At 63.1% G+C, this 26,401-nt stretch carries 26 protein-coding genes; 13 read left to right on the forward strand and 13 right to left on the reverse strand.

Translation table 11 applies throughout. The features are described 5' to 3' along the window. Positions 1-672 precede the first annotated feature (672 nt). The 3 genes from H8A92_RS02345 to H8A92_RS02355 all read left to right on the forward strand — a co-directional run bounded on the left by H8A92_RS02345 (position 673) and on the right by H8A92_RS02355 (position 3,031). Entirely contained in the window at positions 673-1,287 is a 615-nt protein-coding gene (locus H8A92_RS02345) for a TetR/AcrR family transcriptional regulator (RefSeq protein WP_229194260.1), read from the forward strand. Between the two features lie 84 nt (positions 1,288-1,371). Beyond that, positions 1,372-2,223 (forward strand): DMT family transporter, encoded by an 852-nt coding sequence (locus H8A92_RS02350; protein WP_229194261.1) that lies wholly within the window; start codon positions 1,372-1,374, stop codon positions 2,221-2,223. A gap of 313 nt (positions 2,224-2,536) precedes the next feature. Next, positions 2,537-3,031 (forward strand): septal ring lytic transglycosylase RlpA family protein, encoded by a 495-nt coding sequence (locus H8A92_RS02355; RefSeq protein WP_229194262.1) that lies wholly within the window; start codon positions 2,537-2,539, stop codon positions 3,029-3,031. Between the two features lie 56 nt (positions 3,032-3,087). On the opposite strand, the gene H8A92_RS02360 is transcribed toward H8A92_RS02355, so the two are convergent. From H8A92_RS02360 to H8A92_RS02390, 7 genes are all read right to left on the reverse strand, one after another. Further along, the gene (locus tag H8A92_RS02360) at positions 3,088-4,056 is read right to left on the reverse strand and encodes a zinc-binding dehydrogenase (protein ID WP_229194263.1); all 969 of its coding nucleotides are present in this window, start codon (positions 4,054-4,056) and stop codon (positions 3,088-3,090) included. 177 nt (positions 4,057-4,233) lie between these two features. Further along, positions 4,234-5,229 carry an NAD(P)H-dependent flavin oxidoreductase gene (locus H8A92_RS02365; protein ID WP_229194264.1) on the reverse strand — a complete coding sequence of 332 codons (996 nt, stop codon included), beginning with the start codon at positions 5,227-5,229 and terminating at the stop codon, positions 4,234-4,236. A 250-nt stretch (positions 5,230-5,479) separates the two neighbouring features. Further along, positions 5,480-5,914 carry a CBS domain-containing protein gene (locus tag H8A92_RS02370; RefSeq protein WP_229194265.1) on the reverse strand — a complete coding sequence of 145 codons (435 nt, stop codon included), beginning with the start codon at positions 5,912-5,914 and terminating at the stop codon, positions 5,480-5,482. A 288-nt stretch (positions 5,915-6,202) separates the two neighbouring features. Continuing rightward, the gene (gene oxlT / locus H8A92_RS02375) at positions 6,203-7,516 is read right to left on the reverse strand and encodes an oxalate/formate MFS antiporter (protein ID WP_229194266.1); all 1,314 of its coding nucleotides are present in this window, start codon (positions 7,514-7,516) and stop codon (positions 6,203-6,205) included. A 240-nt stretch (positions 7,517-7,756) separates the two neighbouring features. After that, positions 7,757-9,049, reverse strand: a complete 1,293-nt coding sequence (gene oxlT / locus H8A92_RS02380; RefSeq protein WP_229194267.1) for an oxalate/formate MFS antiporter — start codon at positions 9,047-9,049, stop codon at positions 7,757-7,759. A gap of 259 nt (positions 9,050-9,308) precedes the next feature. After that, complete coding sequence (locus tag H8A92_RS02385; protein WP_229181634.1) at positions 9,309-9,446, reverse strand: hypothetical protein; 138 nt, start codon at positions 9,444-9,446, stop codon at positions 9,309-9,311. Positions 9,447-9,810: 364 nt separating this feature from the next. After that, positions 9,811-10,317, reverse strand: a complete 507-nt coding sequence (locus H8A92_RS02390; RefSeq protein WP_229194268.1) for a DUF2147 domain-containing protein — start codon at positions 10,315-10,317, stop codon at positions 9,811-9,813. A 138-nt stretch (positions 10,318-10,455) separates the two neighbouring features. Here H8A92_RS02390 and H8A92_RS02395 point away from each other — a divergent pair, with 138 nt between their 5' ends. The 3 genes from H8A92_RS02395 (at position 10,456) to H8A92_RS02405 (ending at position 12,594) form a co-directional block, all read left to right on the forward strand. Continuing rightward, positions 10,456-11,010 (forward strand): DUF2975 domain-containing protein, encoded by a 555-nt coding sequence (locus H8A92_RS02395; RefSeq protein WP_163160249.1) that lies wholly within the window; start codon positions 10,456-10,458, stop codon positions 11,008-11,010. An 11-nt stretch (positions 11,011-11,021) separates the two neighbouring features. Then, entirely contained in the window at positions 11,022-11,255 is a 234-nt protein-coding gene (locus H8A92_RS02400; protein WP_338026493.1) for a helix-turn-helix domain-containing protein, read from the forward strand. Positions 11,256-11,466: 211 nt separating this feature from the next. Further along, positions 11,467-12,594, forward strand: coding sequence for a GNAT family N-acetyltransferase (locus H8A92_RS02405; RefSeq protein ID WP_229194270.1), 1,128 nt, complete (start codon positions 11,467-11,469; stop codon positions 12,592-12,594). Between the two features lie 77 nt (positions 12,595-12,671). Here H8A92_RS02405 and H8A92_RS02410 read toward each other — a convergent pair whose 3' ends face one another. Then, the gene (locus H8A92_RS02410; protein WP_229194271.1) at positions 12,672-13,154 is read right to left on the reverse strand and encodes a hypothetical protein; all 483 of its coding nucleotides are present in this window, start codon (positions 13,152-13,154) and stop codon (positions 12,672-12,674) included. A gap of 509 nt (positions 13,155-13,663) precedes the next feature. On the opposite strand from H8A92_RS02410, the gene H8A92_RS02415 reads away from it, so the two are divergent. After that, a complete protein-coding gene (locus tag H8A92_RS02415; RefSeq protein WP_229194272.1) occupies positions 13,664-14,227 on the forward strand; it encodes a fascin domain-containing protein in 564 nt (187 codons plus the stop codon). A 135-nt stretch (positions 14,228-14,362) separates the two neighbouring features. Here H8A92_RS02415 and frc read toward each other — a convergent pair whose 3' ends face one another. The 3 genes from frc to H8A92_RS02430 form a co-directional block, all read right to left on the reverse strand. Further along, positions 14,363-15,640 (reverse strand): formyl-CoA transferase, encoded by a 1,278-nt coding sequence (gene frc / locus H8A92_RS02420; RefSeq protein WP_229194273.1) that lies wholly within the window; start codon positions 15,638-15,640, stop codon positions 14,363-14,365. Positions 15,641-15,700: 60 nt separating this feature from the next. Then, positions 15,701-17,434 (reverse strand): oxalyl-CoA decarboxylase, encoded by a 1,734-nt coding sequence (gene oxc / locus H8A92_RS02425; protein ID WP_229194274.1) that lies wholly within the window; start codon positions 17,432-17,434, stop codon positions 15,701-15,703. 72 nt (positions 17,435-17,506) lie between these two features. Continuing rightward, positions 17,507-18,202 carry a GntR family transcriptional regulator gene (locus H8A92_RS02430; RefSeq protein ID WP_163160266.1) on the reverse strand — a complete coding sequence of 232 codons (696 nt, stop codon included), beginning with the start codon at positions 18,200-18,202 and terminating at the stop codon, positions 17,507-17,509. A gap of 225 nt (positions 18,203-18,427) precedes the next feature. Between H8A92_RS02430 and H8A92_RS02435 the strand changes: the two genes are divergently transcribed. The 5 genes from H8A92_RS02435 to H8A92_RS02455 all read left to right on the forward strand — a co-directional run bounded on the left by H8A92_RS02435 (position 18,428) and on the right by H8A92_RS02455 (position 23,932). Continuing rightward, a complete protein-coding gene (locus tag H8A92_RS02435; RefSeq protein WP_229194275.1) occupies positions 18,428-20,557 on the forward strand; it encodes an acetate--CoA ligase family protein in 2,130 nt (709 codons plus the stop codon). 169 nt (positions 20,558-20,726) lie between these two features. Further along, positions 20,727-21,134 (forward strand): hypothetical protein, encoded by a 408-nt coding sequence (locus H8A92_RS02440; protein ID WP_229194276.1) that lies wholly within the window; start codon positions 20,727-20,729, stop codon positions 21,132-21,134. A gap of 158 nt (positions 21,135-21,292) precedes the next feature. Next, the gene (locus H8A92_RS02445) at positions 21,293-22,090 is read left to right on the forward strand and encodes an NYN domain-containing protein (RefSeq protein ID WP_229194277.1); all 798 of its coding nucleotides are present in this window, start codon (positions 21,293-21,295) and stop codon (positions 22,088-22,090) included. A 215-nt stretch (positions 22,091-22,305) separates the two neighbouring features. Then, positions 22,306-22,695, forward strand: a complete 390-nt coding sequence (locus tag H8A92_RS02450) for a DUF1236 domain-containing protein (RefSeq protein ID WP_163160259.1) — start codon at positions 22,306-22,308, stop codon at positions 22,693-22,695. A gap of 175 nt (positions 22,696-22,870) precedes the next feature. Continuing rightward, on the forward strand, positions 22,871-23,932 hold the full coding sequence (locus H8A92_RS02455) for a ketopantoate reductase family protein (protein ID WP_229194278.1): 1,062 nt from the start codon (positions 22,871-22,873) through the stop codon (positions 23,930-23,932). Positions 23,933-24,067: 135 nt separating this feature from the next. Here the strand turns inward: H8A92_RS02455 and H8A92_RS02460 are convergent, their stop codons facing one another. Beyond that, positions 24,068-24,670 carry a thiamine pyrophosphate-dependent enzyme gene (locus H8A92_RS02460; RefSeq protein WP_229194279.1) on the reverse strand — a complete coding sequence of 201 codons (603 nt, stop codon included), beginning with the start codon at positions 24,668-24,670 and terminating at the stop codon, positions 24,068-24,070. An 8-nt stretch (positions 24,671-24,678) separates the two neighbouring features. After that, positions 24,679-25,254 (reverse strand): thiamine pyrophosphate-binding protein, encoded by a 576-nt coding sequence (locus H8A92_RS02465; protein WP_229194280.1) that lies wholly within the window; start codon positions 25,252-25,254, stop codon positions 24,679-24,681. Between the two features lie 178 nt (positions 25,255-25,432). Here H8A92_RS02465 and H8A92_RS02470 point away from each other — a divergent pair, with 178 nt between their 5' ends. Next, the gene (locus H8A92_RS02470) at positions 25,433-26,398 is read left to right on the forward strand and encodes a Bug family tripartite tricarboxylate transporter substrate binding protein (RefSeq protein ID WP_229194281.1); all 966 of its coding nucleotides are present in this window, start codon (positions 25,433-25,435) and stop codon (positions 26,396-26,398) included. Positions 26,399-26,401 lie beyond the last annotated feature (3 nt).

Raw genomic sequence — 26,401 nt, forward strand, 5'->3', positions numbered from 1 at the left:
CCTGGCTTTCGCCAGGACGACACTGGATGTGTTGCGCGACCTGCCAACCCAACCATACATCCGCCTTCTCGCGGCGCGTTTCGCCCGAGCTTTGCAAATTCGTTCGCCCTCGGAAGAGGGCGCAGGGAATGCCGGGTGCGCGCTGCACCCGCGGTCTCGTGTGCAAAAGTGGAAACGAAAACGCACACGAGCATACAGGTTCAGCGGAAACACTCCGGCATTCCCTGCGCGATGGGTTGACGGCTTACTTCGTGCTCTCCCCGGCGAGACCGGGCTTGCTTGTCACCGTCCCTGCATAGCGTCTGCTTTGCAGGAAGACACCTGCCACTGGGGCGTCAGGACCACACGACTTCACCGTCCGCCTCGTGCATGCTCGTCCGTCACACACGCGGCGGCCACCGCATCTCACCCAACACCCGTGACGATCGCGAAGCGCCCCTCGATCGGATGAGACGGCCAGACCATACACCGAGTTACATTTCCGATAAAGCGAATTATTTTTGTGACGAAGGATTGACGCGTTTTGCTGAGTTGCCCGTCGTGTCGAACCGGCAACAGTCATCGTCACGATAACGTGCATCGCAGGATGGGTAGAGCGAAGCGAAATCCATCCTGCGGACTACCGTGGACAGCCTCTTGCGAATTAAGGACCAATCGGTCTATATATCGACGATGAGCCACCAAACCGCAGTACAGTCGCCCCGTGGCCGCCCGCGAAGCTTCGACGTGGAAGCCGCCGTCGAGCGCGCGATGAATGTGTTCTGGTCGCGCGGCTATCATGCTACCGCGCTGCCGGACCTGCTTCGTGCGACGAAGCTCTCGCGCGGCAGCCTTTATGCCGCTTTCGGCGACAAGCATTCGCTGTTCCTGCGCGCGCTCGATCGCTACATTGCCGATGCCCTGGCCCGGATCGACGTCGAACTCGATCCCCGCCGAGCGCCCGTTGACGGCCTGCGCGCTTACCTCGCTGGCTACGTGGAGCGGACGCGCGGTGCCAATGGCCGGCGCGGATGCCTGTTGGTGGCGACAGCGATGGAACTGGCCGGCCAGGATGCTGAAGTCAACCGTCGCGCCGCGGGCTTTTTCAGGGCCATGGAGGCCAGGATGGCAGACGCATTCTCCCGGGCGGAGGCCGCGGGAAAATTGGCCGATGGCGTCGAGCCTGCAAGCGCCGCTCGAATTCTGGTCTGTTTCGTCGAAGGGCTGCGCGTGGTCGCCAAGACTGCGTCGACACAGACCACGTCGCAAGCCACCGCTGACGCGCTGCTCGACCGCTTCATCAGATAAGTGAGGTTAGGACGTCTTTGTTTGGACGGTTCGGCGGCTGGCGTCTCGACATATGGACCGATCGGTCTTGAAAGGAAGGATGCCATGTCTGCCATCCAGATCGTCTGCGCGTTGGCCGTTCCCTTGCTCTGGGGTTATCAGTTCGTGGTCATTAAAGTGGGCGTGACGGAATTTCCGCCGCTGTTCTTCCTCGCGCTGCGTTTTTTGGCGATGGCGCTGCTGCTTGTCCCGTTCGTCAAAACGCCGACGCGCCAACAATTCGGCCCGATCGCCATCATCTCGCTCTTTCTCGGCGGGCTGAACTTCGGGTTGTTTTATGTCGGCCTCCGGCTCGGCTCGGGAAGCATGTCGGCCATCGCCTATCAACTCGCGCCGCCCTTCACCGTGCTGCTGGCCTGGCCGCTGCTCGCGGAGCGGCCGTCGCTCGCCACATCTGCCGGCGTGGTGCTTGCGTTCGCCGGCGTGGTGCTGACAGCGGAGCCCGGCCCGTCGGCGAACGCCTTGCCGCTGCTGCTTGTGATCGGAGCAGCCTTCGCATTCGCCGTGTCCAACGTCCTGACCAAACGCTATGGCCCGTTTGATCCGCTGATGTTGATGGGGTGGTCGTCGCTGCTCACCGTGCCGCAGGTGATGCTGATGTCGTTGCTGCTCGAGTATGGACAAGCGGCGAGCCTTGTCACGGCGGATGGACGCGGCTGGCTGGCGCTCGCCTACACCATCTTCATCGGCGGGATTGTCGGGTTCGGCCTCTGGTTCTGGTTGATCGCGCGATGCTCGATGGACCGCATCGCCCCCTTCGGCTTGCTGATTCCTGTGTTCGCCTTGATCTCGAGCGTGTTGTTTCTTGGTGACCGCGTGACGCCGAAGCTAGTCGTCGGTGGGCTGCTCGCGATCTCCGGCGTCGCCATTACACAGGTAAGACCGAGTCGAGCGTGAGGAGGGGTGGCCACCCGCGCACCTCGTCGAAGATTGCGTGGATCGCCTCAATCGAGCGGGTGCGGAAAGTGACGTGGAGGCACTGTTGACTCGCTGCCGAAGAAGTTTTGTTCAGTCATGTTGCTGACGCAATCTCTGTCTTAGTCGGGCGAGAATTAAAAACACTGTGTGGGACCGCCTAGGTTCCCGCGATGGTTCCGTTGCCGGAATTGGCACGAATCCGCGAAAGAATTGGCCCGCGTAACGTCTCCACGTTCGCGACCATGTTTGCGGAGTCGGGAACCGAACGATCAAAAAAATCAGTCAAGGAGTTATGATGCTGTTCGGCTCGAGCGCCGCAGTTTGCGGCGCCGTGGTTGCGCTCGCCATTTTTGGCCCCGCTACTGGAAGTGAAATCGGTACCGTTCATTCAAGCGACGTCGTCAATGCTGCCTGTGGAGATGCGATCGTTGGCGCGGCGTCCATGTACAATCCATTTAGGCCCGGCAAGGAAGAGGGCGGTCCGAGCACAGCCTCCGGCGAGCGCTATGATCGCTCGGTCTGGGCGGCTGCCATCAAGACAAGTCTGCGTCGGAAGTTCGGAGGGGTCGAATTCGGCGCGAGGCCGAAATATGCGCTGGTCGAGGCTGTCGGCAAGAAGGTCATCGTCAAGATCAATGATGTGGGGCCACTCAGGCCTGGCCGCATCATCGACCTCAATGAGCGAACGATGCGCTATTTCGACCCAAGCCTCGAGCTCGGAGTCATTCCCGACGTAAAGGTGAGCCCACTTGCGGGGGACTATTGGAGTCCCGGACCGGTCGGCTGAACGTCGCACGCGAAAGAGGAGGGCGGATTACGCCGCCCTCATCCGCCCTACGCACGCTACAGCGTCACGACGATCTTGCCGAGGTGCTTGTTCGCTTCCATGTGTTCGAACGCCTTGCCGATGTCGACGAATTTGTAGACCTGGTCGATCGGCAGTTGCAGCTTGCGCGCTTCAACCGCGGGCCAGATGTCCTTGCGCACCTCGTCGAAGATCTCTCTGATTTCCTCGATCGAGCGGGTGCGGAAGGTGACGCCGATATACTGGATGCGGCGCGCGGCATGCAGGTCGAAGTTGAAATCGCCATGGGTGCCGCCGAGCCGGCCGACATTGACGATGCGGCCTTTGACCTTGGTCGCCTTCAGGTTCTGGTTTGCAACTGGCCCTGAGACCTGATCGACGATCAGGTCGACGCCTTCACCATTGGTCGCCTGCAGCACCTGATCGACCCAGCCGGGATCCTTGGAATCCACCGCGAGATCGGCGCCGAACTCCTTCAGCCGGCCGCGGCGCATCGCGTCGGTCGAGGAGCCCACCACGAGTTTTGCGCCCTTCAGTTTTGCGATCTGCATCGCCATCAGGCCGACGCCGGAGCTCGCGCCCTGGATCAGCACGGTCTGGCCCGGCTGCAGCGCGCCATTGGTGACGACGGCGTTGTGCATGGTGGCGAGCGCGACGGGAAGCGTAGCGGCTTCGTCGAAGTTCATGTTCGATGGGCTGCGAAACAGCCTGCCGTGATCGGCCAGCGTGTACTCGGCGAACGCCGCGCCGCCGGAGCCCATGATCTTGTCGCCGACCTTGACGCCCTTGGCATCGGGACCGAGCTCGGCGACCTCGCCGGCCCATTCCATGCCGAGCACGGTGCCGACGCCGCCGGCTGCGCCGTGGACGTGGCCCTTGGTCATGCCGAGATCGGCGCGGTTCAGGCCGCAGGCGTGAACCTTGACCAGCACTTGCGCGCCCTTCGGTGTGGGCTTCGCGACGTCGGCGATCTCAGGTCCGTTGGCGCCGTATACGTAGGCTTTCATGGGCTTCTTCTCGTTTGTGTCGTCTGACGCGAGGTGACTCTGACTTCCGTCATCCTGACGTGGCCGCTCCTTCAGCGGCCCTCGAAGGATGAACGGTCCCATCGGTGGCCGTCGCCCTTCGAGGCTCGCTTCGCGAGCACCTCAGGGTGACGGATAACGGTCTTTGCTCCCGCCCGCTTATTCCGCGGCCTGGCGCTTGGCGCCGGCCGTCATGCGTTCCAGCCGTTCGTGGATGATCGCTTCCGCCTCGCCGACGATGCGCGAGATGAGTTCGGCGCAGGACGGAATGTCGTGGATCAGGCCCTGCACCTGACCGGCCGACCAGATGCCTTCGTCGGCATCACCGGTTGCGTAGACCATCTTGCCGCGGGCGCCGGCAACCAGTTCGCGGACGTCCTCGAACTTGGCGCCTTCCTTCTCCATCTGCACGACCTTGGTCGAGATCACGTTCTTGGCGACGCGAGACGTGTTGCGCATGGTGCGGAAGATCAGCTCGGTCTCGCGCTCGTCATTGGCGACGATGCGTTCCTTCACGAGCTGATGGATCGGGCTTTCCTTGGTGCACATGAAGCGCGTGCCCATGTTGATGCCTTCGGCACCGAGCGCGAGCGCGGCGACCAGGCCGCGGGCATCGCCGAAGCCGCCCGAGGCGATCATCGGGATCTTCACCTTGTCGGCGGCGGCCGGAATCAGGATCAGGCCCGGGGTGTCGTCCTCGCCGGGATGTCCGGCACATTCGAAGCCGTCGATCGAGATCGCGTCGGCGCCCATCCGCTCGGCGGAGAGCGCGTGGCGGACGCTGGTGCATTTGTGCAGCACCTTGACGCCGTGCTTCTTGAACTCGTCGACATGTTCCTGCGGCTTGTTGCCGGCGGTCTCGACGATCTTGATGCCGCTCTCGATGATGGCCTGGCGATACTCGGCATAGGGCGGCGGCTTGATCGCGGGCAGGATGGTCAGGTTGACGCCGAACGGCTTGTCGGTCAGCTCGCGGCAGCGCGCAATTTCCTTGCGCAGATCATCCGGCGTCGGCTGCGTCAACGCGGTGATCATGCCGAGCGCGCCGGCATTGGCGACGGCGGCAACGAGCTCCGCGCGGCCGACCCATTGCATGCCGCCCTGCACGATCGGGTGGTCGACGCCGAACATTTCGGTGAAGCGTGTCTTGATCATTCTGCCCTCGTTTCCATCAGGATTTTCCGTGTCGCGGACGGCAGCGCACGGTGTTGTTATGGGATGTCGAGGAGAAGGATGCCGTCCGGTCAGGCAAATGTCTACCAGCGACCTGCGGCGCGCCCATGCGGAAATGACGGGGCGCGGCGGTCAGGCGAGGGCGGGGAAGACAGTTTCTGTCAATTGCTCAGGCGCTGCTGATCGAGCACGCAGCGCCTGGCTGAGAGCGTAACGGATATCGAGCTGCGTGTTACGCCGGCACGGCGTGCTTGTTCAACGCGGAGGTCTCCTCGTCGAACGCGGCCGCGATGTCGCGCATGCTGACGACGCCGATCAGGCTGTAGTCGTCGATCACGGGCACATGCCGAATGTGGTGCTTGGTCATGAGATGGCGGATGTGCTCGAGTGTGTCGCTCGATGTGCACGACACCAGCTGCTGTACCGAGACGAACTGCGACACCTTCATGCTGGCGCCGGCTGCACCGTGTTCGGCGATCGCGCGCACCACGTCGCGCTCGGTGAACATGCCGGCGCAGGTGTTGCCCTCGGTGCGAACGACGTCCTTGACCACGAGCGCGCTGATATTGCTGGCACGCATCAGTTGCGCGGCGATCGCCACCGTCTCGTTCATGCGAACAGTTGCGACGCGAGGGGTCTTCTTGCGCAGGATATCTCCGACTTGCATGGCAACCTCCTTGGGGTCATCGATAAGTCGAGTCTGGTATACAAAATACCAATTGTCAACGGGCCGTCATGGAAATTTACCACCGGGAAACAGCTTAAATAGGCAGGTTTGCTGACGTTTCGGACGATTGTGAGCGAACTTGAGGGTAGGCTAGATCGACCATCTGCTGCGCATTGGTATCTGGTATGCCTGTGTGCGACAAAAAGAAGGAGGCGCACCGAAGTGCGCCTCTTTGGATTCAGCATCAAGATATCGGGATCAGGCTGTCTTATCAGGCTGTCTTGCTTATCAGGCTGTCTTGGCGCCCGGCGCGGTCTCGGCGGCGGCAGCCTCGTTGCCGTGGATGAAGGCGCGGCGCATCGGCTTGATCACGAACAGCGCCATCAGCGCCGCGGTGGCATTGAGGGCGACCGCGATCACGAACACCGCCTGCCAGCCATAGCTGGCGGCGACGATGCTGGCGGCCGGCACCAATAGCGCAGCGGTGCCCTTCGCCGTGTAGAGCATGCCGTTGTTGGTGGTCGCGAACTTCGAGCCGAAGGTATCGCCGCTGGTCGCCGGGAACAGCGAGTAGATCTCGCCGAACACGCCGAAATAGACCGCGGTCGCCAGCACGAACACCAGCGGATTGTGGCCCCAGGTCGACAGCGTCAGCAGCATCAGCGCGCCGGTGCCGAACGCGATGAACATGGTGTGCTCGCGGCCGATATTATCGGAGACCCAGCCGAAGAACGGCCGTCCGAACCCGTCGAAGATGCGGTCGAGCGAGATCGCGAAGGTCAGCGCGGCCATCTGGAAGCCGGCGAGCGAGACCGGCGTCGTCGCGATCTTGTAGTCGTGCGCGATCGGCGCGATCTGCGCCGCCGCCATCAGGCCACCGGAGGCGACCATCACGAACACCAGATACATCACCCAGAAGATCGGGCTGCGCAGCACCTGCGGCGGGGTGAAGTCGATCTTGGTCTGCGGGAGATTGAGCTGCTTCTTCTTTGGCGGGAGCGTCACCGTGGGTTTCTGGATGAAGAAGGCGAGCAGGAACACGATCAGGCCTTGCCCGATGCCGAAATCGAAGAACGCGGTCTGATAGCCGCTCGAGGCGATCATGTTGGCGATCGGCACCACGGTGATCGCAGCACCCGCGCCGAAGCCGGCGGCAGTTGCGCCGGCGGCGAGGCCGCGGCGATCGGGAAACCATTTCAGCGCATTGCCGACACAGGTGCCGTATACCGAGCCGGCGCCGATGCCGCCGACAACAGCCGCGGCATAGAGCACGGTGAGTGAATCGGCGTAGGAGTTCAGCACCCAGGCGAGCGCGATCATGACGCCGCCGAACATGATGACGATCCGCGGACCGTATTTGTCGACGAACCAGGCCTCCACCGGCACCAGCCAGGTCTCGGTCACGACGAAGATCGTGAAGGCGAACTGGATTGACGCGCGGCCCCAGTGATGCGCGCCGTCGATCGGATCGACGAACAGCGTCCAGCCGTATTGCAGGTTCGCGATCATCGCCATGCAGACGATGCCCATGACGAGCTGCAGCCAGCGGAAGCCACTGGACGAAGGTTGAGCTTGTGTGACGGCAGTATTGCTGGAAACCATCAAATCCTCCCGAGCGCGCCTTGGTCTTCGTGAGACCCAGTGTCGCAATTATTGTGGCGTATCGTCGCAAGCGCTTCAGTGGAGCTTGGTATACTATATTCCAGAAAGCAAGCCGATCTTCTGCTGCGTCGCAGCAAATCTGGCATGCTTCGGGTCGATCCGGGTTCGTGGTGGATGCCGGAAAATGAAAAACGCCCGGAGTTTGGCCGGGCGTTTTCGTCAGCGAGAGAGGCGACTTGCTTACGCCGGCGCCGATTTCGCGACCACGATTTTGCGCCACGGTTTGAGCACGGCGATCGCGAGCAGCGAGGCGAGGATGTTGGCGCCGGCTGCGATGATGAACACGTTGTCCCAATGGCCCGACGACTGCTGCATGTAGTTGGCGATCGGCACCAGGAGCGCGGCGGTGCCCTTCGCGGTGTAGAGCAGGCCCGCATTCGTCGTTGCGAACTTGGCGCCGAACGTGTCGGTGCAGGTCGAGGGGAACAGCGAATAGATCTCGCCCCAGGCGAAGAACACGAAGCCCGACAGCAGCACGAACCACACCGGATCGTGGCCCCAGAGGTACAGCATCCAGATGCCGAAGCCTTCCATGCCGAAGGCGATGAACATCGTGTTCTCGCGGCCGATCATGTCGGATATCCAGCCGAAGAACGGACGCGTCAGACCGTTGAGGACGCGGTCGATTGTGGCCGCGAAGGTCACGGCCGTCATCGTCACCGCCATCAGCGTGACCGGCACGCTGTCGACTTTCCAGTCGACCGCGATCGGCTTCAGGTTCGCCGTCACCATCAGGCCGCCGGCGCCGACGATCACGAACATGAAGTACATCAGCCAGAAGATCGGCTGCCGCAGCACTTCGGTCGGCTGATAGTTGCGTCGGGTCTGGATGATGTTGGCATTGGCCACGACGGCCGGGACCTGTCCCGCCTTCGGTGAGAGCAGGAAGAAGGCGAGCAGCACGATGATGATGCCCTGGCCGAGACCGAAATGGAGGAAGGTGGTCTGGAAACCGGAATCCTTGATCATGGCCTGGATCGGCGCAACCGTGAGTGCCGATCCCGCGCCGAAGCCGGCTGCGGTGATGCCCGCGGCAAGTCCGCGCTTGTCGGGAAACCATTTCAGCGCATTGCCGACGCAAGTGCCGTAGACGCCGCCGGCGCCGATGCCCGCGATGATCATGCCGAGATAGTAGCCGTTCAGCGAGGTCGCGTGCGCGTTGATCGCCCACCCGACCGCACAGAGGATGCCGCCGATCAGCACGACGAGGCGCGGACCGTATTTGTCGACGAACCAACCTTCGACCGGCACCAGCCAGGTCTCGAACAATACAAAGAGCGTAAAGGCCCACTGGATCGACGCGCGATCCCATCCAAACTTCTTCTGGATGTCGGGGACGAAGAACGTCCATCCGTACTGATAATTTGCGATCATCACCATCGCGGCGACGCCGATCGCGAGTTGCGTCCAGCGATAGGTATCGCTGACCCGTGCGGCCCCGGGGGCCGCAGTTGCCTGAACCATGTCCGACATTAATCCTCCCAGTGCGCGCTTTGTCGTCATTCTGATTTTGGCGCGCGCGCGCGATCATCTTGGTATCCGATATGCCAAGGTTCAAGCTGTCGCAGGGTCTGCGTGCGCTTATGCCGCAGAAGTCTCGCATGTGCGCGCACGCTGGTTCAGCGCGCAAAAAAATGGCCCCGAAAAATCGGGGCCATTGGTCGAAGGTTTAGCGTCAGTCGCATCTTGCGCCCGAAGCAGTCCCGGCGAGTGCCTCCGGAATCGTTGTGCCTTAGAGGCCGACGCGCGGCAGGTCGCCATTGCGGTTGGAGATCTCCGCGCTCTTCATCAGCAGGCGGTCGATCGAGGCCAGCAGGCGGCCGAGCAGGGTGGAGGAGGGCGCGAGCGCGAATGCGGTGGTCTTGGACATTGGGGTCCCCTTTCACTAGAGGGCCAGCAACGGGCCGGCTCATCATCTGCAGCCAAACTATGTATACCAGATGCCAGATACAACGCGTTTGTTTGCATAGCAGCATAGGCGACTGTGCAATGCAGCAAAATGGGCGGATTGGTATCCCAGGTCACGGGTAAGCCCTGAAGCCGGGTCCCGGACCGGTCGCGGCCCTCCGGTCGATCGGCGCGTTCACCAGGCCCGGGAATCCCTGTGCTTAGACGGGAGGGCGGCCGGGTCGGCAGGGCACGGCCGTCATAAAGAAGGCCGCCCAAATGGGGCGGCCTTGAGTTAACGGGTTTGCTTTTCTTCTTGGCCGGAGAAGGGTCGGGGCCAGATCCCTTCACCGCGTCCAGTCTTCCCCCGCGCACAGCGTTCCCATGCAGCCGCGCACGTTCAGCGTGCCGGCCGAAACCAGCGTCACCGAGCTCTCATAGGTCTTGCCGTCATCGGCGTTGTAGATCCGGCCGGCCCATTTGTTGGGGCCCGCGGGCTGCATGTTGATGAAGAGCGAGATGCCCATCACCGGCCGCGTCCGCTGCGCGGGATCGGCGTTCTTGTCGTCGCGCTGCGGCTTGCCGGTGGTCTTGTCGATCGGCTCCTTCAGCCAGACGACGCGGCCGCACAGCGCGTTGCCGCAGCGGTTGACCTTGATCCTGGCGTCGCCGGATTGGGTCAGCCAGACGCCGGCCGGATCGCTGGCCTTGTCGGTGGCTTTGGCGGCATCCGCGGCGCTGCCAAGCAGCGGGATGTGGAACGCGGCTACGATCAGGCGGCGCGTCAGGTGCGCGCGGATCAACTGCTTCAGGGCCCTACGAAGGCCGTCTTGGTCTGGGAGTACCGTCATCATCCACCTTCTTCATGAAAAATTTCATGATAAACATGAAATAAATCACGTTTAAGGTTGAGTCAACAACATTACCGCAGCATGATGCGGCGCGGCCGTAACGGCCTGGTTCGGCAAAAAAAATTTTGGATGGATGTGATGGTGAGATCGGTTCGTGAGCAGCGCCAGCTTTGGTTTCGCCGGCTCGATCGGGCGTTCTGGGTGATCTGGGCCGCATTGCCGGTCGTGCTGTGGCTGGCCTATTACCGCACCACCACCGCCTCGGCCGCGATCGCTGAAAGTCTGATCGGCGAGCAGGCCAAGTGCGCCAGCATCGTCGCCAACCCGCTCACGATGTCGACCTTGGGCAAGATGCTGTTCTGGTCGCTGTTCGCGCTTGGGGTATCGTTTTACGCCGTGCTGATCGGCATCCTTCATCGCATGGTCAACCGATTCGCCAACGGGCGGATCTTCGTGTCCGAGACGTTACAGGGTGTCTGGTGGATGGGGATCTTTTTGGTGGTCTGGCCGTTCGTCGATACGATCACGACCAATGCGGTGCTCTATGTCTTGTATCGAACCGGCGACATCAAATTCTTTCTGCCGAGCTACAACGTCGACGTCGGCACGATCGCAGGCGGCGTTTTCCTGATGGCACTGAAATTCGTGCTCGATCACGCCATCCTGTTGCAGTCCGAAAACGACCTGACGATCTGAGGGTGATGCTCGTGCCCATCGTGGTGAACCTCGATGTCATGCTCGCAAAGCGCAAGCGCCGCCTCGGAGACCTCGCGGACGCGATCGGCATCTCGATCCAGAACCTGTCGATCCTGAAGACCGGCAAGGCGAAGGCGATGCGCTTCTCGACGCTGTCGGCGATCTGCCGCGAGCTGGACTGCCGGCCGGGAGACATTCTGGAGTACGTGCCGGGGCATGAGGGGGGTGAAGGCGAGGGTGGTTGATCCGACGCACGGTCCCCGCCGCCTTCTCGTCATCGTGGAAAACAATGGCCTGTTGCGCGGATGGCGCAGAAACTTCCGAAAAAATCGGTTACATTCAGACCATATTTGAAAAATTTAGCATCATCCGGAGCAATGCGTGGCGTCAGACGCAGTCAGCCTGGTTGGTACAACAAGTGTAGTCGACGCGGCCGCTGCTTCAGCGCGGTTTTACGTGAAGATACTGACGCGCGGCGAGATCGAGGGTTGCCCCGCTTGGGCTGCCACCTTCGCCGACCTGCGCAAGGATCACCGCTATTTCGAGATCGTGGAGGATACGCTCCGCGACGGCGTCGAGTACCGGTACGTTGCGATCATCGATCGGGCAGACTGCATCCAGGCGGTGCAGCCGTTTTTTCTTCTCGAGCAGGATATTCTCGAAGGACTTGGCGCGGGATGGCAGCCGCTGCTGGCGCGCATCCGACGCGTCGTTCCCGGATTCCTCAAGATGCGCACCTTGATGGTTGGGTGCTTCGCCGGAGAAGGACATCTCGCCGGATCAGACACGGTGCCGCCTGGCGAGATCGCGGAGATTCTTTGCCGCGAGATCGTCGATCTCGCAAAGTCGTGCCGGGCGCAGCTCATTGTCCTGAAGGAATTCCCTGCGCGCTACCGGCCGGCGCTGGAGTGCTTCATGCGGCGCGGCTTCGCCCGCGCGCCGAGCATGCCGATGACGGCGCTCAACATCGAGCACGACGATTTCGACGGCTACATGCAAAGCGCGCTGTCACGGTCCGCGCGCTGGCAGCTGCGCAGGAAATTCAAGGCAACCGACGGCGAAACCATAGCCCTCAGCGTCACCGATGACGCAAGCGATGCCGTCGACGAGATCCATCCGCTCTATTTGCAGGTCTTCGATCGTTCGAAATTCCGTTTCGAGAAGCTGACAGCCGACTATCTGCGCCGGCTGGGCAGCGACATGAAGGACAAGGTCCGCTTCTTCATCTGGCGCCGGGGCGGCAAGGCGGTCGCCTTCAGCCTCTGCATGCTCGAGGACGACAGTCTGTTCTGGGAGTATGTCGGGCTGGACTATGCCGTCGCCCTCGACCTCCATCTCTACTACTACACCATTCGCGACATGATGAACTGGGCGATGGCCAACGGCTACAAGTGGCTGCGAAGCACGGGTCTCAGCTACGAGCCGAAATTCCGGATGCGGCACGATCTCGATCCGCTCGACCTCTATGTGCGGCTTCGTTCTCCGCTTCCCAACGTGATCTTCAAGCTGCTGCTGCCCTGGATCGTGCCGGCCCGCTACGACAAGACCCTGCGAAGGTTCGCGAACTATCGCGATCTCTGGTAGCGGGGCAGATGCGCGGGCTTGGTCATGCAGTGGTGGGAATGCCGCCGTTTGAACGGCGGCATTCCGGTGCTGGTACCTTACTTCAGCTTGTAGGTGCCGGTTTGGTGATTGCAGTCCTGAAATGTTCCGACCTTGATGACCGGAAAGGGCCCGAGTGGCTGGACCGTGCCGCTTGCAACCATGCCTTCGTATTTTCCAGTGCCGACGACATTCTCGCGGGTGACCTTGCCGTCGCTCCCGATAGTAAAGGATGACAAGCGCTTGTCGCCATCTGCATCAATGGCCTCGCACACCGTGGATCCGGTGTTCTTGCCGTCGAGCGAAGCAGTCATTCCGACGCAGCGGAAGGTATGCTTGTCAAACATGCCGCCGGGTGTCGTGCTGCGGATAGCACCCGTCATTTCGTAACTTGCTGCGGTGTGGGTCTTGGAGAAGTTGATCATGTTGTTCGTGCCGGACCAGCACGCGGTGTAGTCGTAGTTGCCCTCCTTGGGCACTTCGGCTGCAAACGCAGAGGGCACGGAGATGACGATCAATAGGGGTAATACGTGAGTTCGCATGGCATTCCCCTCCTGAAAAATAGATTAAAAATACATCTGTCCCACGGAAGCGGGACAGTGAAGGGTAGCACATGATCGGACGTTTATGAGGGGGGCAGTTGTGCCCAAGGCGGGCCTCGCTGCGGCCAAAAACATCGCGGCGTCCTGACGCCTCGGCTTCCAAGAAACAGGTCTGAGGCGCTTGCTTCGACCAATAAAAAATGGCCGCGTTTGGCCGCAGCCATTTGTGGTGTTGCTTGAGCGATGGCCTTACTCGAATGACATTGGCGGCTCTCTGCGAAATCCGGCCAATGTCGGCGGCATCGCCTCGATCTGCCCCTCGCTTGGACGCGTGCGGATGCGGATTGTGTGATTGTGACGTGGATCACGGCAATACAATCTTGGCGTGCACTAGGGTCGAAAGCAAGCGGGATCGCCTGGCGAACTCTCGCGATATCGGCTGGCGCCACGACAGCTTCGCGGTTCGCCAGTTTCCAACTGGAGAAACCCTCTCCGAGGAGAACAGCGTGATGGCAGACATCTGGATTCGTTCCGCGAGCAACCGCTTCGCTTTCCTGCGCATGGACACCTCCGCGGTGACGAGCTCTAACTGCGCCGGCAGCGGCACCGTCAATAGTCAGTTCTACAGCCCGGGAAGCGAGCCGATCACCGCGACGGGCAACGACGAGGTCTTCTTCTTCGTTCCAGTCTCCGACACGGCTTTCGCGCTTCGATCGATCGTTTCCGCGAATGCGTATCTGCGCATGGACGGCTCGAGCGTCACTGAGGCCAACGCCGACGGAAGCGGAACGGTCAACTGTCAGTACTATCCCCAAGGTGTGCAGCCGCAAGCTGTGCCCGGAAACGATGAGGTGTTCCAGTTCGTCTCGATCCCCAACAGTCCCGTCGTTGCGATCCGCTCCTTCAACTATCCGAATGCCTACCTGCGGATGAATGCAGCCGGAGTCGCGTCGCGGCAGGGCAATGGAAGCGGCTTTGTCAACTGCCAGTACTATGCCCCGGGATCCCTGCCGCAATGGACGCCCGGCAACCTCGAGGTGTTCCACGTCTCCGCCATTCCGATCAAAACTTGAGACGGCGAAAGCGCGAACCAGAGACGTCGTCGGCGTTGCTTGTTGCAGCGCCGACGATCTGAACCTACGGCGCTTACCACGGATGAAAAAAGGCCGCCGAAGCCGGCGGCCTTTGATGGTGAGACGCGCTGCCCTTTACTCGGCGGCCTGCTTGCGCGGCGGATCGAGTGCGCCGGAATCGTGGATCTCGGCGACCTGGTGATCTGAGAAGCCGAGCACCTCGCGCAGGATCTCGTCGGTGTGCTCGCCGAGCAGCGGCGAGCGGGCGACCTCGCTCGGCGAGTCCGACAGCTTGATCGGGTTGCCGACCGAGATGTACTTGCCGCGGGTCGGGTGATCGACCTCGACCACGGTGCCGGTCGCGCGCAGCGACTGGTCTTCCGCGATCTCCTTCATCGACAGGATCGGGCCGCAGGGGATGTCGTCCTTGTTGAGGATCTCCATCGCCTCGAACTTGGTCTTGGTCATCGTCCACTGCTCGATGCGGGCGAAGATCTCGTTGAGGCGCGGCAGGCGGGCCGGCGGCTTGGCGTAGTTCGGATCGGTCTTCCAGGAGGGTTCACCGATCACGTCGCAGATCTTCTCCCAGACCGGCGCCTGGGTGATGAAGTAGATGTAGGCGTTCGGGTCGGTCTCCCAGCCCTTGCACTTCAGGATGCGGCCGGGCTGGCCGCCGCCGGAATCGTTGCCGGCGCGCGGCACGGCATCGCCGAACGGAATGCCTTCGCCGAACTGGCTGTATTCCTTCAGCGGGCCGTGGGCGAGGCGCTGCTGGTCGCGCAGCTTGACGCGGGCGAGGTTGAGCACGCCGTCCTGCATCGCCGCGGTGACGCGCTGGCCCTTGCCGGAATGGGTGCGGTGATAGAGCGCGGTGACGATGCCGAGCGCGAGATGCAACCCGGTGCCGCTGTCGCCGATCTGCGCGCCGGTGACGAGCGGCAGGCCGTCGCGGAAGCCGGTGGTCGAGGCGGCGCCGCCCGTGCACTGCGCGACGTTCTCGTAGACCTTGCAATCCTCATACGGGCCGGGGCCGAAGCCCTTGATCGAGGCGACGATCATCTTCGGGTTGATGCTGTGGATCTTCTCCCAGGGGAAGCCCATGCGGTCGAGCACGCCGGGGCCGAAATTCTCGACCAGCACGTCGCACTGCTTGATCAGCGCCGTGAGCACTTCCTTGCCCTTCGGGTTCTTGGTGTCGAGCGTGATCGAGCGCTTGTTGTGGTTCAGCATGGTGAAATACAGGCTGTCCACGTTCGGGATGTCCTGCAGCTGGCCACGCGTGATGTCGCCAACGCCGGGGCGCTCGACCTTGATCACGTCGGCGCCGAACCAGGCCAGCAATTGCGTGCAGGTCGGACCCGACTGGACGTGGGTGAAATCGAGAATGCGAACGCCCTTGAGCGCCTTGGTCATATCTTTTGCTCCGTACTCTGTCTGCCCCTGCACCCGCAGGGAGTGATGGGGTTTAAGGGGTTACTTCTTCTTCTGCAGAACGCTCTGCGGATTGAGGTTGCCGATGCGGCCGCTCTCGGAGCCCGCCGCCGGATCGATCACGGCGTTGATCAGCGTCGGCTTGCCGGAATCCAGCGCCGCGTTGACCGCACGCTTCAGCTCGTCCGGCGAGGTGGCGTTGACGCCGACGCCGCCGAAGGCCTCCATCATCTTGTCGTAGCGCGAGCCCTTGACGAACACGGTGGTCGCCGGATCGTCGCCTGCGCTGTTGACGTCGGTACCGCGATAGATGCCGTCATTGTTGAAGATCACGACGCAGATCGGCAGCTTGTAGCGGCAGATGGTCTCGACCTCCATGCCGGAGAAGCCAAAGGCGCTGTCGCCTTCGACTGCAAGCACGGGCAGGCCGGTCTCGACCGCGGCCGCGATCGAATAGCCCATGCCGATGCCCATCACGCCCCAGGTGCCGACGTCGAGCCGCTTGCGCGGCTTGTGCATGTCGACGACGCCGCGGGCGAGATCGAGCGTGTTGGCGCCTTCGTTGACGAAGATGGTGTCCGGACGTTCCGCGATGATCGTACGCAGCGCGCCGAGCGCACCGTGATAATCCATCGGCGAGGCGTTGCTCATCAGCTTCGGCGCCATCTTGGCGACGTTGTCGTCACGCTTCTTGGCGACGGTCGCGAGCCAGTCGCTCGGTGCGGCCGACCAGTTCGCGCCCATCGCGTCGAGGAACGCGGAGACGCAGGAGCCGATATCGCCGACCACGGGGGCGACGATCTCGACGTTGGAATCCATTTCCTTCGGCTCGATGTCGACCTGGATGAACTTCTTCGGGGCCTCGCCCCAGGTCTTGCCCTTGCCATGCGACAGCAGCCAGTTGAGGCGGGCGCCGATCAGCATCACGACGTCGGCTTCCTTCAGCACGGTCGAGCGCGCCGCGCCCGCGCATTGCGGATGCAGATCGGGCAACAGGCCCTTGGCCATGCTCATCGGCAGGAACGGCACGCCGCTCTTCTCGACGAAAGTCTTGATCGCCTCGTCGGCCTGCGCATAGGCGGCGCCCTTGCCGAGGATGATCAGCGGGCGCTTTGCGCTCTTCAGCACGTCGAGCGCGCGCTTGACCGATGACGGGGAGGGGATCTGCTCGGGCGCTGCGTCGATGACCTTGACCAGCGACTTCTCGCCGGCTGCCGCGTCCATGACCTGACCGAACAGCTTTGCGGGCAGGTCGAGATAGACGCCGCCCGGCCGGCCGGACACCGCGGCGCGGATCGCTCGCGCCAGGCCGATGCCGATGTCCTGGGCGTGCAGCACGCGGAACGCCGCCTTGCACAGCGGCTTGGCGATCGCGAGCTGGTCCATCTCCTCATAGTCGCCCTGCTGCAGGTCGACGATCTCGCGCTCGGACGAGCCCGAGACCAGGATCATCGGGAAGCAGTTGGTGGTGGCGTGGGCGAGCGCCGTGAGGCCGTTCAGGAAGCCGGGTGCCGACACCGTGAGGCAGACGCCGGGCTTCTTGGTGAGGAAGCCGGCGATCGAGGCCGCATAGCCGGCATTCTGCTCGTGGCGGAACGAGAGCACGCGAATGCCCGCCGCCTGGGCCATGCGGCCCAGGTCCGTGATCGGGATGCCCGGCACACCGTAGACGGTGTCGATGCCGTTGAGCTTGAGCGCATCGATGACGAGATGGAAGCCATCGGTCAGTTCCTGCTCGGTGCCCGGTGCCTCGGACTTCGTAGCGGTATTCAGCATCGGCATCGTCTCCCTGATCGTTCTTGTTCGGACGATCTGATCGTCGTCTGAAGCGTGAGTGGACTCTAAAACCTAAGTGAACAATTCTTGACCGTGCGCCTCGACATAGGCGGCAAGGCCAAGCGTGTGATCGCGCGCGCGCTTTTCGGCGAGTTCGGTATCGCGCGCTTCCAGCGCCTCGATGATCCCGAGATGCTCCGGCAGCGAGGTCGCGGTGCGGTCCTTGCGGCCGATCGTGAGCTGGCGATAGCCGCGCACGTGCAGCAGCAGGTCGTTGGTGAGATCGACCAGCACAGGCGATTCCGACAGCGAGATCAGCGCCTGGTGGAAGGCGATGTTGGCCTTGGAATACTCCTCGACGTGATCCTGCGGCAGGCGATCGTCGCTGAAGTCCTTGAAGAAGTCGCGCAGCGCCGAGATGTCCTTCTTGCGCGCGGTGGTCGTGATCAGTCGCGCGGCCATGCTCTCGAGTGCGGCCCAGGCGCGGATCATGTCGACGATCTCCGACTTGGTGCGGCGAACCACGATGATGCCGCGGCGCGGCACGGTCTTCACGAAGCCGTCCTGCTCGAGCATCGCGATGGCTTCGCGGATCGGCGTGCGGCTGACGCCGAGACGCTCGGACAGTGCGCGTTCGTCGAGCATCACCGGCTCGGGCGTCGCGTAGATGTCCATCTTCAGGATGGCTTCCTTCAAGGCCTCATAGGCCTTGTTCTTGAAGCTTGTCTCCGGCGCGATCCGGACGATGGCGATATCTGTGTCAGCCATGGTGGGTGACGCCTTGGTCTGTTTCGGGTCAGGCACGACTCGTCTCCTCCTCTTGGAGACGTCTTCTTAGCAGAAGAAATTACCTTAGATTTTTGGCATGCCAAATACCAGAATGTCAAGCGACCTATATTTTTCGGTATTTTTGAGCACCCGGTGAGCCTGCGAGCTTGACAATTGCGTTTCTGGCATACCAAATGCCATAAAATTTGTCCCAGGAGGAAGCCGATGTCAAATTCAAAGGATGCGGTCCGCAAAGTTCTCGATGCGGTCAAGGCCGACAAGCGCACGAGCCTCACCGCGCCCGAAGGCAAGGTGGTTTGCGACGCCTACGGCATCCCGGTGCCGAAGGAAGGCGTCGCCAAGTCGGCCGCCGAGGCCGCCCGGATCGCCTCCGACATGGGCTTCCCGGTCGTGATGAAGATCGTCTCGCCCGATATTCTCCACAAGACCGAGGCGGGCGGCGTGGTGGTCGGCGTCAAGAGCGCAGCCGACGCCGAGAAGAGCTACGAGGCCATTCTCGCCAACGCCAGGAAGTACAAGGCCGACGCCAAGATCAACGGCATCCAGGTGCAGCAGATGCTGGGCGGCGGCACCGAGGTGATCGTCGGCTCGATCACCGACGGCTCGTTCGGCAAGCTGGTCGCCTTCGGCCTCGGCGGCGTGCTGGTCGAGATTCTCAAGGACATCACCTTCCGCCTCGCGCCCGCGACCAAGGACGACGCGCTGTCGATGCTCGACGGCATTCAGGCCCATGAGATGCTGAAGGGCGTGCGCGGCGGCGAGCCCGTCAATCGCGAGGCGCTCGCCGACGTCATCGTCAAGGTGTCGCAGCTGGTCAGCGATTTCCCCGAGATCGTCGAGCTCGACCTCAACCCGGTGTTCGCCACCAGCAAGAACGCGATCGCGGCCGACGTCCGCATCGTCGTCGACTTCGACTACAAGCCGCGCCCGGCGCCGCGTCCGACCGAGGAGATCGTCGCGGCGATGAGCCGCATCATGCAGCCGAAGGGCGTAGCCGTGATCGGCGCCTCCGCCGAGGACGGCAAGATCGGCAACTCCGTGATGAAGAACCTCATCAACGGCGGCTACAAGGGCGAGATCTATCCGATCCACCCGAAGGCCGAGGAGATCCTCGGCTACAAGGCCTACAAGAGCGTCAAGGACGTGCCCGGCGTGATCGACACCGCGGTGTTCGCGATCCCCGCGAAATTCGTCGCCGGCGCGCTCGCCGAATGCGGCGAGAAGAAAATCCCCGGCGCGGTGCTGATTCCCTCGGGCTTCGCCGAAGCCGGCGCGCCCGAATTGCAGGCCGAGATCGTCGAGGTCGGCAAGAAGTACAACATCCGCCTGATGGGGCCGAACATTTACGGCTTCTACTACACGCCGGCCAATCTCTGCGCCACGTTCTGCACCGCCTACGACGTCAAGGGCCACGCCGCGCTGTCGTCGCAGTCGGGCGGCATCGGCATGGCGATCATCGGCTTCTCGCGCTCGGCCAAGATGGGAGTGTCGGCGATTGTCGGGCTCGGCAACAAGTCCGACATCGACGAGGACGATCTGCTCGCCTTCTTCGAGCAGGATCCCAACACCAATCTGATCGCGCAGCACTGCGAGGATCTGAAGGATGGCCGCGCCTTCGCGGAAGCCGCCAAGCGCGTCTCCAAGAAGAAGCCGGTGGTCGTGCTCAAGGCCGGCCGCACCTCTGCGGGTGCGAAAGCCGCGTCGTCGCACACCGGCGCGCTCGCCGGCAATGACAAGATCTACGAGGACGTGTTCAAGCAGTCCGGCGTGATCCGCGCCCGCTCGCTCCGGCAATTGCTGGAATTCGCCCGCGGCGTGCCGGTGCTGCCGACGCCGAAGGGCGAGAACGTCCTTATCATCACCGGTGCCGGCGGCTCCGGCGTGCTGCTGTCGGATTCCGTGGTCGACAACGGCCTGTCGTTGATGCAGATGCCGCCGGATCTCGATGCGGCGTTCCGCAAGTTCATCCCGCCGTTCGGCGCGGCCGGAAATCCTGTGGATATCACCGGCGGCGAGCCGCCGATCACTTACGTCAACACGGTGAAGCTCGGCCTGTCGGATGAGCGCATCCACGCACTGATCCTCGGCTACTGGCACACCATCGTGACGCCGCCGATGGTGTTCGCGCGCAACATGGTCGAGGTGAAGAAGGAGATGGAGGCCAAGGGCTTCGTGAAGCCGATCGTCGCCTCGCTCGCCGGCGACGTCGAGGTCGAGGAGGCCGCCGAATATCTCTACCAGAACGGCATTCCGGCCTACGCCTATTCGACGGAACTGCCGGTCGAGGTGCTGGGCGCCAAGTACAAATGGGCGCGCGGCGCGGGCCTGCTGTGACCTGATCCAGCCTTGATCTGGGCCAACAAGCGATGCCGCTTCGGATACCTCCCGAAGCGGCATCAAGACCCGGTTAACGGCATCCGAGAAATCGGGGCCTAACGGATAATCCGGCTTTAACGGGGGGCCGATTAAACGTCTCGTGGCTGCACGGAGGCGTTTTCCCCATATGTCAATCCAGGTCGATTCGGATTTTGCGAGCGATGATCGCGCCAGGGCGCAGATCGGCGCGGCGGTGAGCTATCTGCTCAGGAACACGAGCGGCGTCGGCCGCGAACATGCCGTCGAGCTGATTGTCGAGATGGTGCGCGATGTCGCAAGCCGGCCGGCCGGTCCGGAAGCGCCATCGATCCAGCCGCTGATGAGCGGCGTCACCTATCGGGACTTCGTCATCGATGCCTATCGGCGCGATGTCGATCGCTGGCGCGCCACCATCCGCCGATCGAACGGCAAGAAGATCCGGATCGCGTCTCCGCCATCGGTGCGCGATGAGGCGACAACGACAGCGGACGCGATCAACGCCGAGAAGGCCATCGAGTTCGCAAGGCGGGCGATCGACCTCGGCGAGGTGATCTGACCCCGCGCAGCCGGAGGGCTGCCGCAGCGGCGAACGTCCGTCCGACCGCTGCCGAGTCTATGCCTGGGACGCGCGATGTGCTCCGATGGCGGCGGCCGTGCCGGTTCCGGAGCTGTCTGCCGGAATCTTGTTCCATCGTGTCCCAGCCGAGAAATGCCATGCCTTCCGAACTCCGTTCGCCCCGTCTGGCCGTTCTGATCGATGCCGATAATGCATCGGCGAAGATCGCCGATGGGCTGTTCGAGGAGATCGCCAAGATCGGCGAAGCCAGCGTGCGCCGCATCTATGGCGACTTCTCCAACCCGCGATCCAGGGCCTGGGCCGACATCCTGTCGAAGCATGCCATCATCCCGCAGCAGCAGTTTGCCTACACGACCGGAAAGAACGCATCGGACATCACGCTGGTGATCGACGCCATGGACCTGCTGCACAGCGGCCGGTTCGACGGCTTCTGCCTGGTGTCGTCGGACAGCGATTTCACCAGGCTTGCCGCCCGCATTCGTGAGCATGGCATCGACGTGTTCGGGTTTGGCGAGCAGAAGACGCCGGAGAGTTTTCGGCAGGCCTGCCGCAGGTTCGTCTATACCGAGAATTTGCGCGGCGGCGTGACCAGTAATCAGGACACGACCGTGCGCCCCAAGCCGTTGCAGCCGCCCGAGGCGGCCGCGCCCATCATCAAGAAGGTGACGAGCCAGATCGCAAGCGAGGATGGCTGGGTCACTCTTGGTGAGGTCGGGCGCCAGCTTGCCAATGTCGCCTCGGACTTCGATCAGAGGACCTACGGCTTCCGCACGCTGGGCGAACTGGTCCGCAGGACAAACGCCTTCGAGATCGATAATCCGAAGGGCGGTGCGATGCGGATCCGCATCAAGCCGGAGGCTGCATCGCCGCCGAGCCGGCCAGCTTCACGACGGCGCGCGCCGAGACGGCGAACCGATCAAAAGGCGCCGGATTGAGCGGCGCGCGGCGCGGGCCTGCTCTGAGCCAACCTTGAATCTGAACGAAGCATGAATGCCGCCTCGGGCATCATCAAGCGGCATTTTCATTTTGTGCGGGAACTCAGGCGAGTTGCGGCGGAACTGGAATTTGCGCGCAAGTTGCGTGCTGGAACTGGAACGTCTCGTTTCCTGCGATGTTGAAGGGGCGTCTTGCAACTCGGAGGAGGACAATCATGAACAAGCGTTTTGCCGTTTCCCTTGTCGCTGCTGCGTCGCTGCTCGCGTCCGGTTCGGCCTTCGCGCAGTCGACCACTGCAGCGGGCGCCGCAAACGGTGCGCGGACCGGTGGCGAGATCGCGGGCCCGGTCGGCGAGATCGTCGGCGGCACGGTTGGTGCTGCGGTCGGCGCCGGCCTCGAGATTCCGAATGCGGTGATCACGTCGATCCCGCGCGATGAACCCTCGGTGGTGGTGCGTGAGCGCGTCGTGGTCGGCGAGCCGCTGCCCGACACCGTCGTGCTGCGGCCGGTGCCGCGCTACACCGAATATCGCTACGCGGTCGTCAATGATCGCCGCGTGATCGTGGAGCCGCGCACCCGCCGGGTCGTCAAGATCATCGACTGATCGCGCCGATATTTCAGACTGCGAAGATCCTCGCGGGCACGCCGCCTGCGGGGATTTTCGCATGGCACGGGCCCGCTTTTTTCATGAGGAGGCCGGTTGGCCTGACGGTCCGATCCCTAGACTGGTCGGCAAACGGACGCAGCAAGCGTCTGCCTTAACGACAGGGATTGGAAGCATGGGTCGGAAGATCGCGATCGTCGGGGCAGGTGCGGTCGGCGGCTACGCCGGCGCGCACATGGCGCAGGCGGGTGAGGACGTCACCTTGATCGATCCCTGGCCTGAGCATGTCGCGCACATGCGCAAGCACGGGCTGCGCGTCACCCACGCGATGGACGTCGCCGAATTCTCGGTGCCGGTGCGGGCGCTGCACGTCACCGACGCGCAGCAACTGGCGAAAGAGAAGCCGGTCGACATCGCCTTCGTCTGCATGAAGTCCTACGACACGGCCTGGGCCACGATGCTGATCCGGCAATATCTGGCGGCTGACGGCTATGTCGTCTCGCTGCAGAACTGTATGAACGAGGAGACCATCGCCGGCATCGTCGGCTGGGGCAAGACGCTCGGCTGCATCGCCAGCAGCATCACCGTCAATCTGCCGGAGCCCGGCCATATCCATCGCGGCGCCGGCAAGGGCGGGGCTGATCACACCGTGTTTCGCGCCGGCGAGGTGCATGGCCGCATCACCGCGCGGGCGGAGGAAGTGTGCCGGCTGGTCGGCTATTCCGACAGCGCCAAGGTCACCTCGAATCTCTGGGGCGAGCGCTGGTCCAAGCTCGTCGCCAACGTGATGGGCAACGGGCTCTCGGCCTGCACGGGTCTAGCGGGCGGCGAGGTGCTGCAAAGCGAGCTGCTGCGCCGCTTCTCGACGCGGCTCGGCAGCGAGGCGATCCGTGTCGGCCAGGCGCAGGGCTATCAGCTGGAGGAGATCCTGCATCTGCCGCCGGAGACGATCGCCCGGGCCGGCGAGGGCGACGAGGCCGCGACCCGCGCCTGCGACGAGCAACGCTTCAAGGACAGCAAGCGCACCTCATCGGCACAGCGCCCCTCGATGGGCCAGGACATGCAGAAGGGCCGCCGCACCGAGATCGAATTCCTCAACGGGGTCGTGGTGCGCGAGGGCGAGAAGCTCGGCCTCGCCTGCAATGCCAACGCCGCGTTGACCGACATCGTCAAGCGGGTCGAACGCGGCGAGCTGAAGCCGGATCCCCGACACATCACCGAGTTGCGGATGAATTGAGCGGGACTCAATGAGCGCCCGACTGCCGTCATTGCGAGCGCAGCGAAGCAATCCGTCCACTGCGTGCGCCGATGCATGGATTGCTTCGTCGCTTTGCTTCTCGCAATGACGGAGGTGCAGGCCGCGGGAGCTTGCCTACAGCAGCTGCCGCACGCCCATGCCATGCATGAAGCGCTCGCGGATCTGCACGGGATCGCGCCTTGTCGTGCCGGTGCCGGGCTTGTCGTCGATGCGGACGCCGATCAGCGTTGGGCCGGCCGCCTGTTTCGACTGTTCGATCAGCCGCTCGAAATCGTCCTCGTCGGCGGCCCATGAGCTGCTGGCGAGGCCGCAGGCGATTGCGACCGCGACGATGTCGGTGTGGCCGGCGGCAGGCGTCGGCTGGCTGCCGGTGATCTGGTAGATGCCGTTGTCCATCACCACCATGGTCAGGTTCTTCGGCGCCAGCGTTGCGATGGTCGAGAGGCAGCCGAGCTGCATCAACAGCGAGCCGTCGCCTTCGAGCGCGAACACCCGCCGCTTCGGCTGCGCCAGCGCGACGCCGAGCGCGATCGGAAACGCCAGTCCCATGCTGCCCAGCATGTAGAAATTCTGCGGGCGGTGCCCGGCGGCCCAGAGGTCGAAATTGGTGTTGCCGATGCCGCCGATCACGGCCTCGTCCTTCAGCCCGGCGACGAGGCGCCGGGTGAGATCGAAACGGTTCATCACCTTGGTGTTGCGCGCGGGAGTGTTGGTCATGGCTGATCTCACTTGTCGAAGGTCTTGCCGCCGGTCAAAAGCGGCGAGAGGATCAGCGCCACCGGCGCCTGGGTGGTGACGGCCTGCTTGATCGAGCGGTCGGCGATGAATTCGAGCTCGTCGAGCCTTGTGATGGTGTGGTGCTCCATGGCGAGCGAATCCAGCACCGGGCGCATGGTGCGGCAGACCAGCGCCTGGCCGTAATTGAACTCGCCGAGCGTGCCGCGCTCGGAGACGAACATGATCAGCGGGATCTGGTAGGGCACCGCGAGCGAGGCCAGCACGTTGGCGAGCGTGGCAAAGCCCGAGGTCTGCATCAGCACCGCGCCGCGCATGCCGGCCATCCAGGCGCCCGAGACGATGCCGACGGCCTCTTCCTCGCGCGCGGTCGGAAATGTCGTGAAGTAGGGATCGGCGTGCAGATCCTTGATCAGCGTGGTCAGCACCCGGTCTGGCACATAGGGCACCAGCTTGATCTCGTTCCGCTTCAGCGTCTGCAGCACGATGCCGTGCCAGGTGGTCGCCGCATCCTGGGACTTATCCTTGGCTTTATCTTTGGACGAGGCGTGTTCCGCGGCCGCCATCCCGTTCTCCCTGCTCGCGCGACGCTGACGGTCGCTTGCGGCACAAAACTTGACGCGGCGCAGGTGATTGTCAACATGTCGCGTCCGCAACGCGACCTGCGGAATTCGGCCATCGCAGCGCTGAACTGCCGTGCGATACAGGCGGTAACAATAGAACGATCAAGGGACGGAGGCATCAATGGCCGGATGGGTCTGGCGGACCGCCATTGCGGCAGCGGCCATGGTCGTGGCCGGGCTCGCGTCCGCGCAGCCTTACCCGGCAAAGGCCGTTCACGTTCTCGTTCCATATCCGCCCGGCGGCGGCGTCGACGTGCTGACGCGAACGCTCGCCGAAGCGGTGTCGAAGATCTGGACGCAGTCGATCGTGGTCGAGAACCGGCCGGGCGCCGGCGGCGTGATCGCCTCGCAGGCGATCGCGAGCTCGGCGCCCGACGGCTACAACCTGATCATGGTGGCGAGCGGCCACGCCACCAATCCGTTCCTCTATCCAAAGCTGCCCTACGACACCTTCAAGGATTTTTCGCCGATCTCGCTCTTGGCATCGTCGCCGAACGTGCTGCTGGTGCGCGCGGACTCTCCGTTCAAGTCGGTCGGCGACGTCATTGCGGCGGCGAAGGCAAAGCCTGGCACTCTCTCGTTTGCCCATGCCGGCAACGGCACCTCGACCCATCTGGCCGGCGAGTTGCTCAACAACCTTGCCAAGATCGATCTCAACGCGATCCCCTACAAGGGCGGCGCGCCGGCGATCAACGATCTGCTCGGCGGGCAGATTCCGATGTCGTTCAACAACGGGCCGGAATCGGTCGGGCAGTTGCAGGCCGGCACGGTTCGCGCGCTGGCGGTGACCGCGGCGTCGCGCGCGCCGTTCCTGCCTGATGTGCCCAGCATGTCGGAGACCGTGCCGGGTTACGACACCGAGGTGTGGTGGGGCCTGCTGGGTCCCGGTAACATGCCCGCCGATCTCGTCGCGAAGATCTCGCATGATTTCGTCGCAGCGGTGAACACCGATGCCGTGAAGGAGCGGCTCGGCAAGCTCGGCGCGATCTCGATCGGGAGCACGCCGGAGCAATTCGCCGCCAAGATCAAGGCCGACTACGACAAGTGGGGGCCGATCATCAAGGCGGCCGGCATGAAGGCGGAGTAAACC

The organism is Bradyrhizobium acaciae (assembly GCF_020889785.1).
GTDB lineage: Bacteria > Pseudomonadota > Alphaproteobacteria > Rhizobiales > Xanthobacteraceae > Bradyrhizobium > Bradyrhizobium acaciae.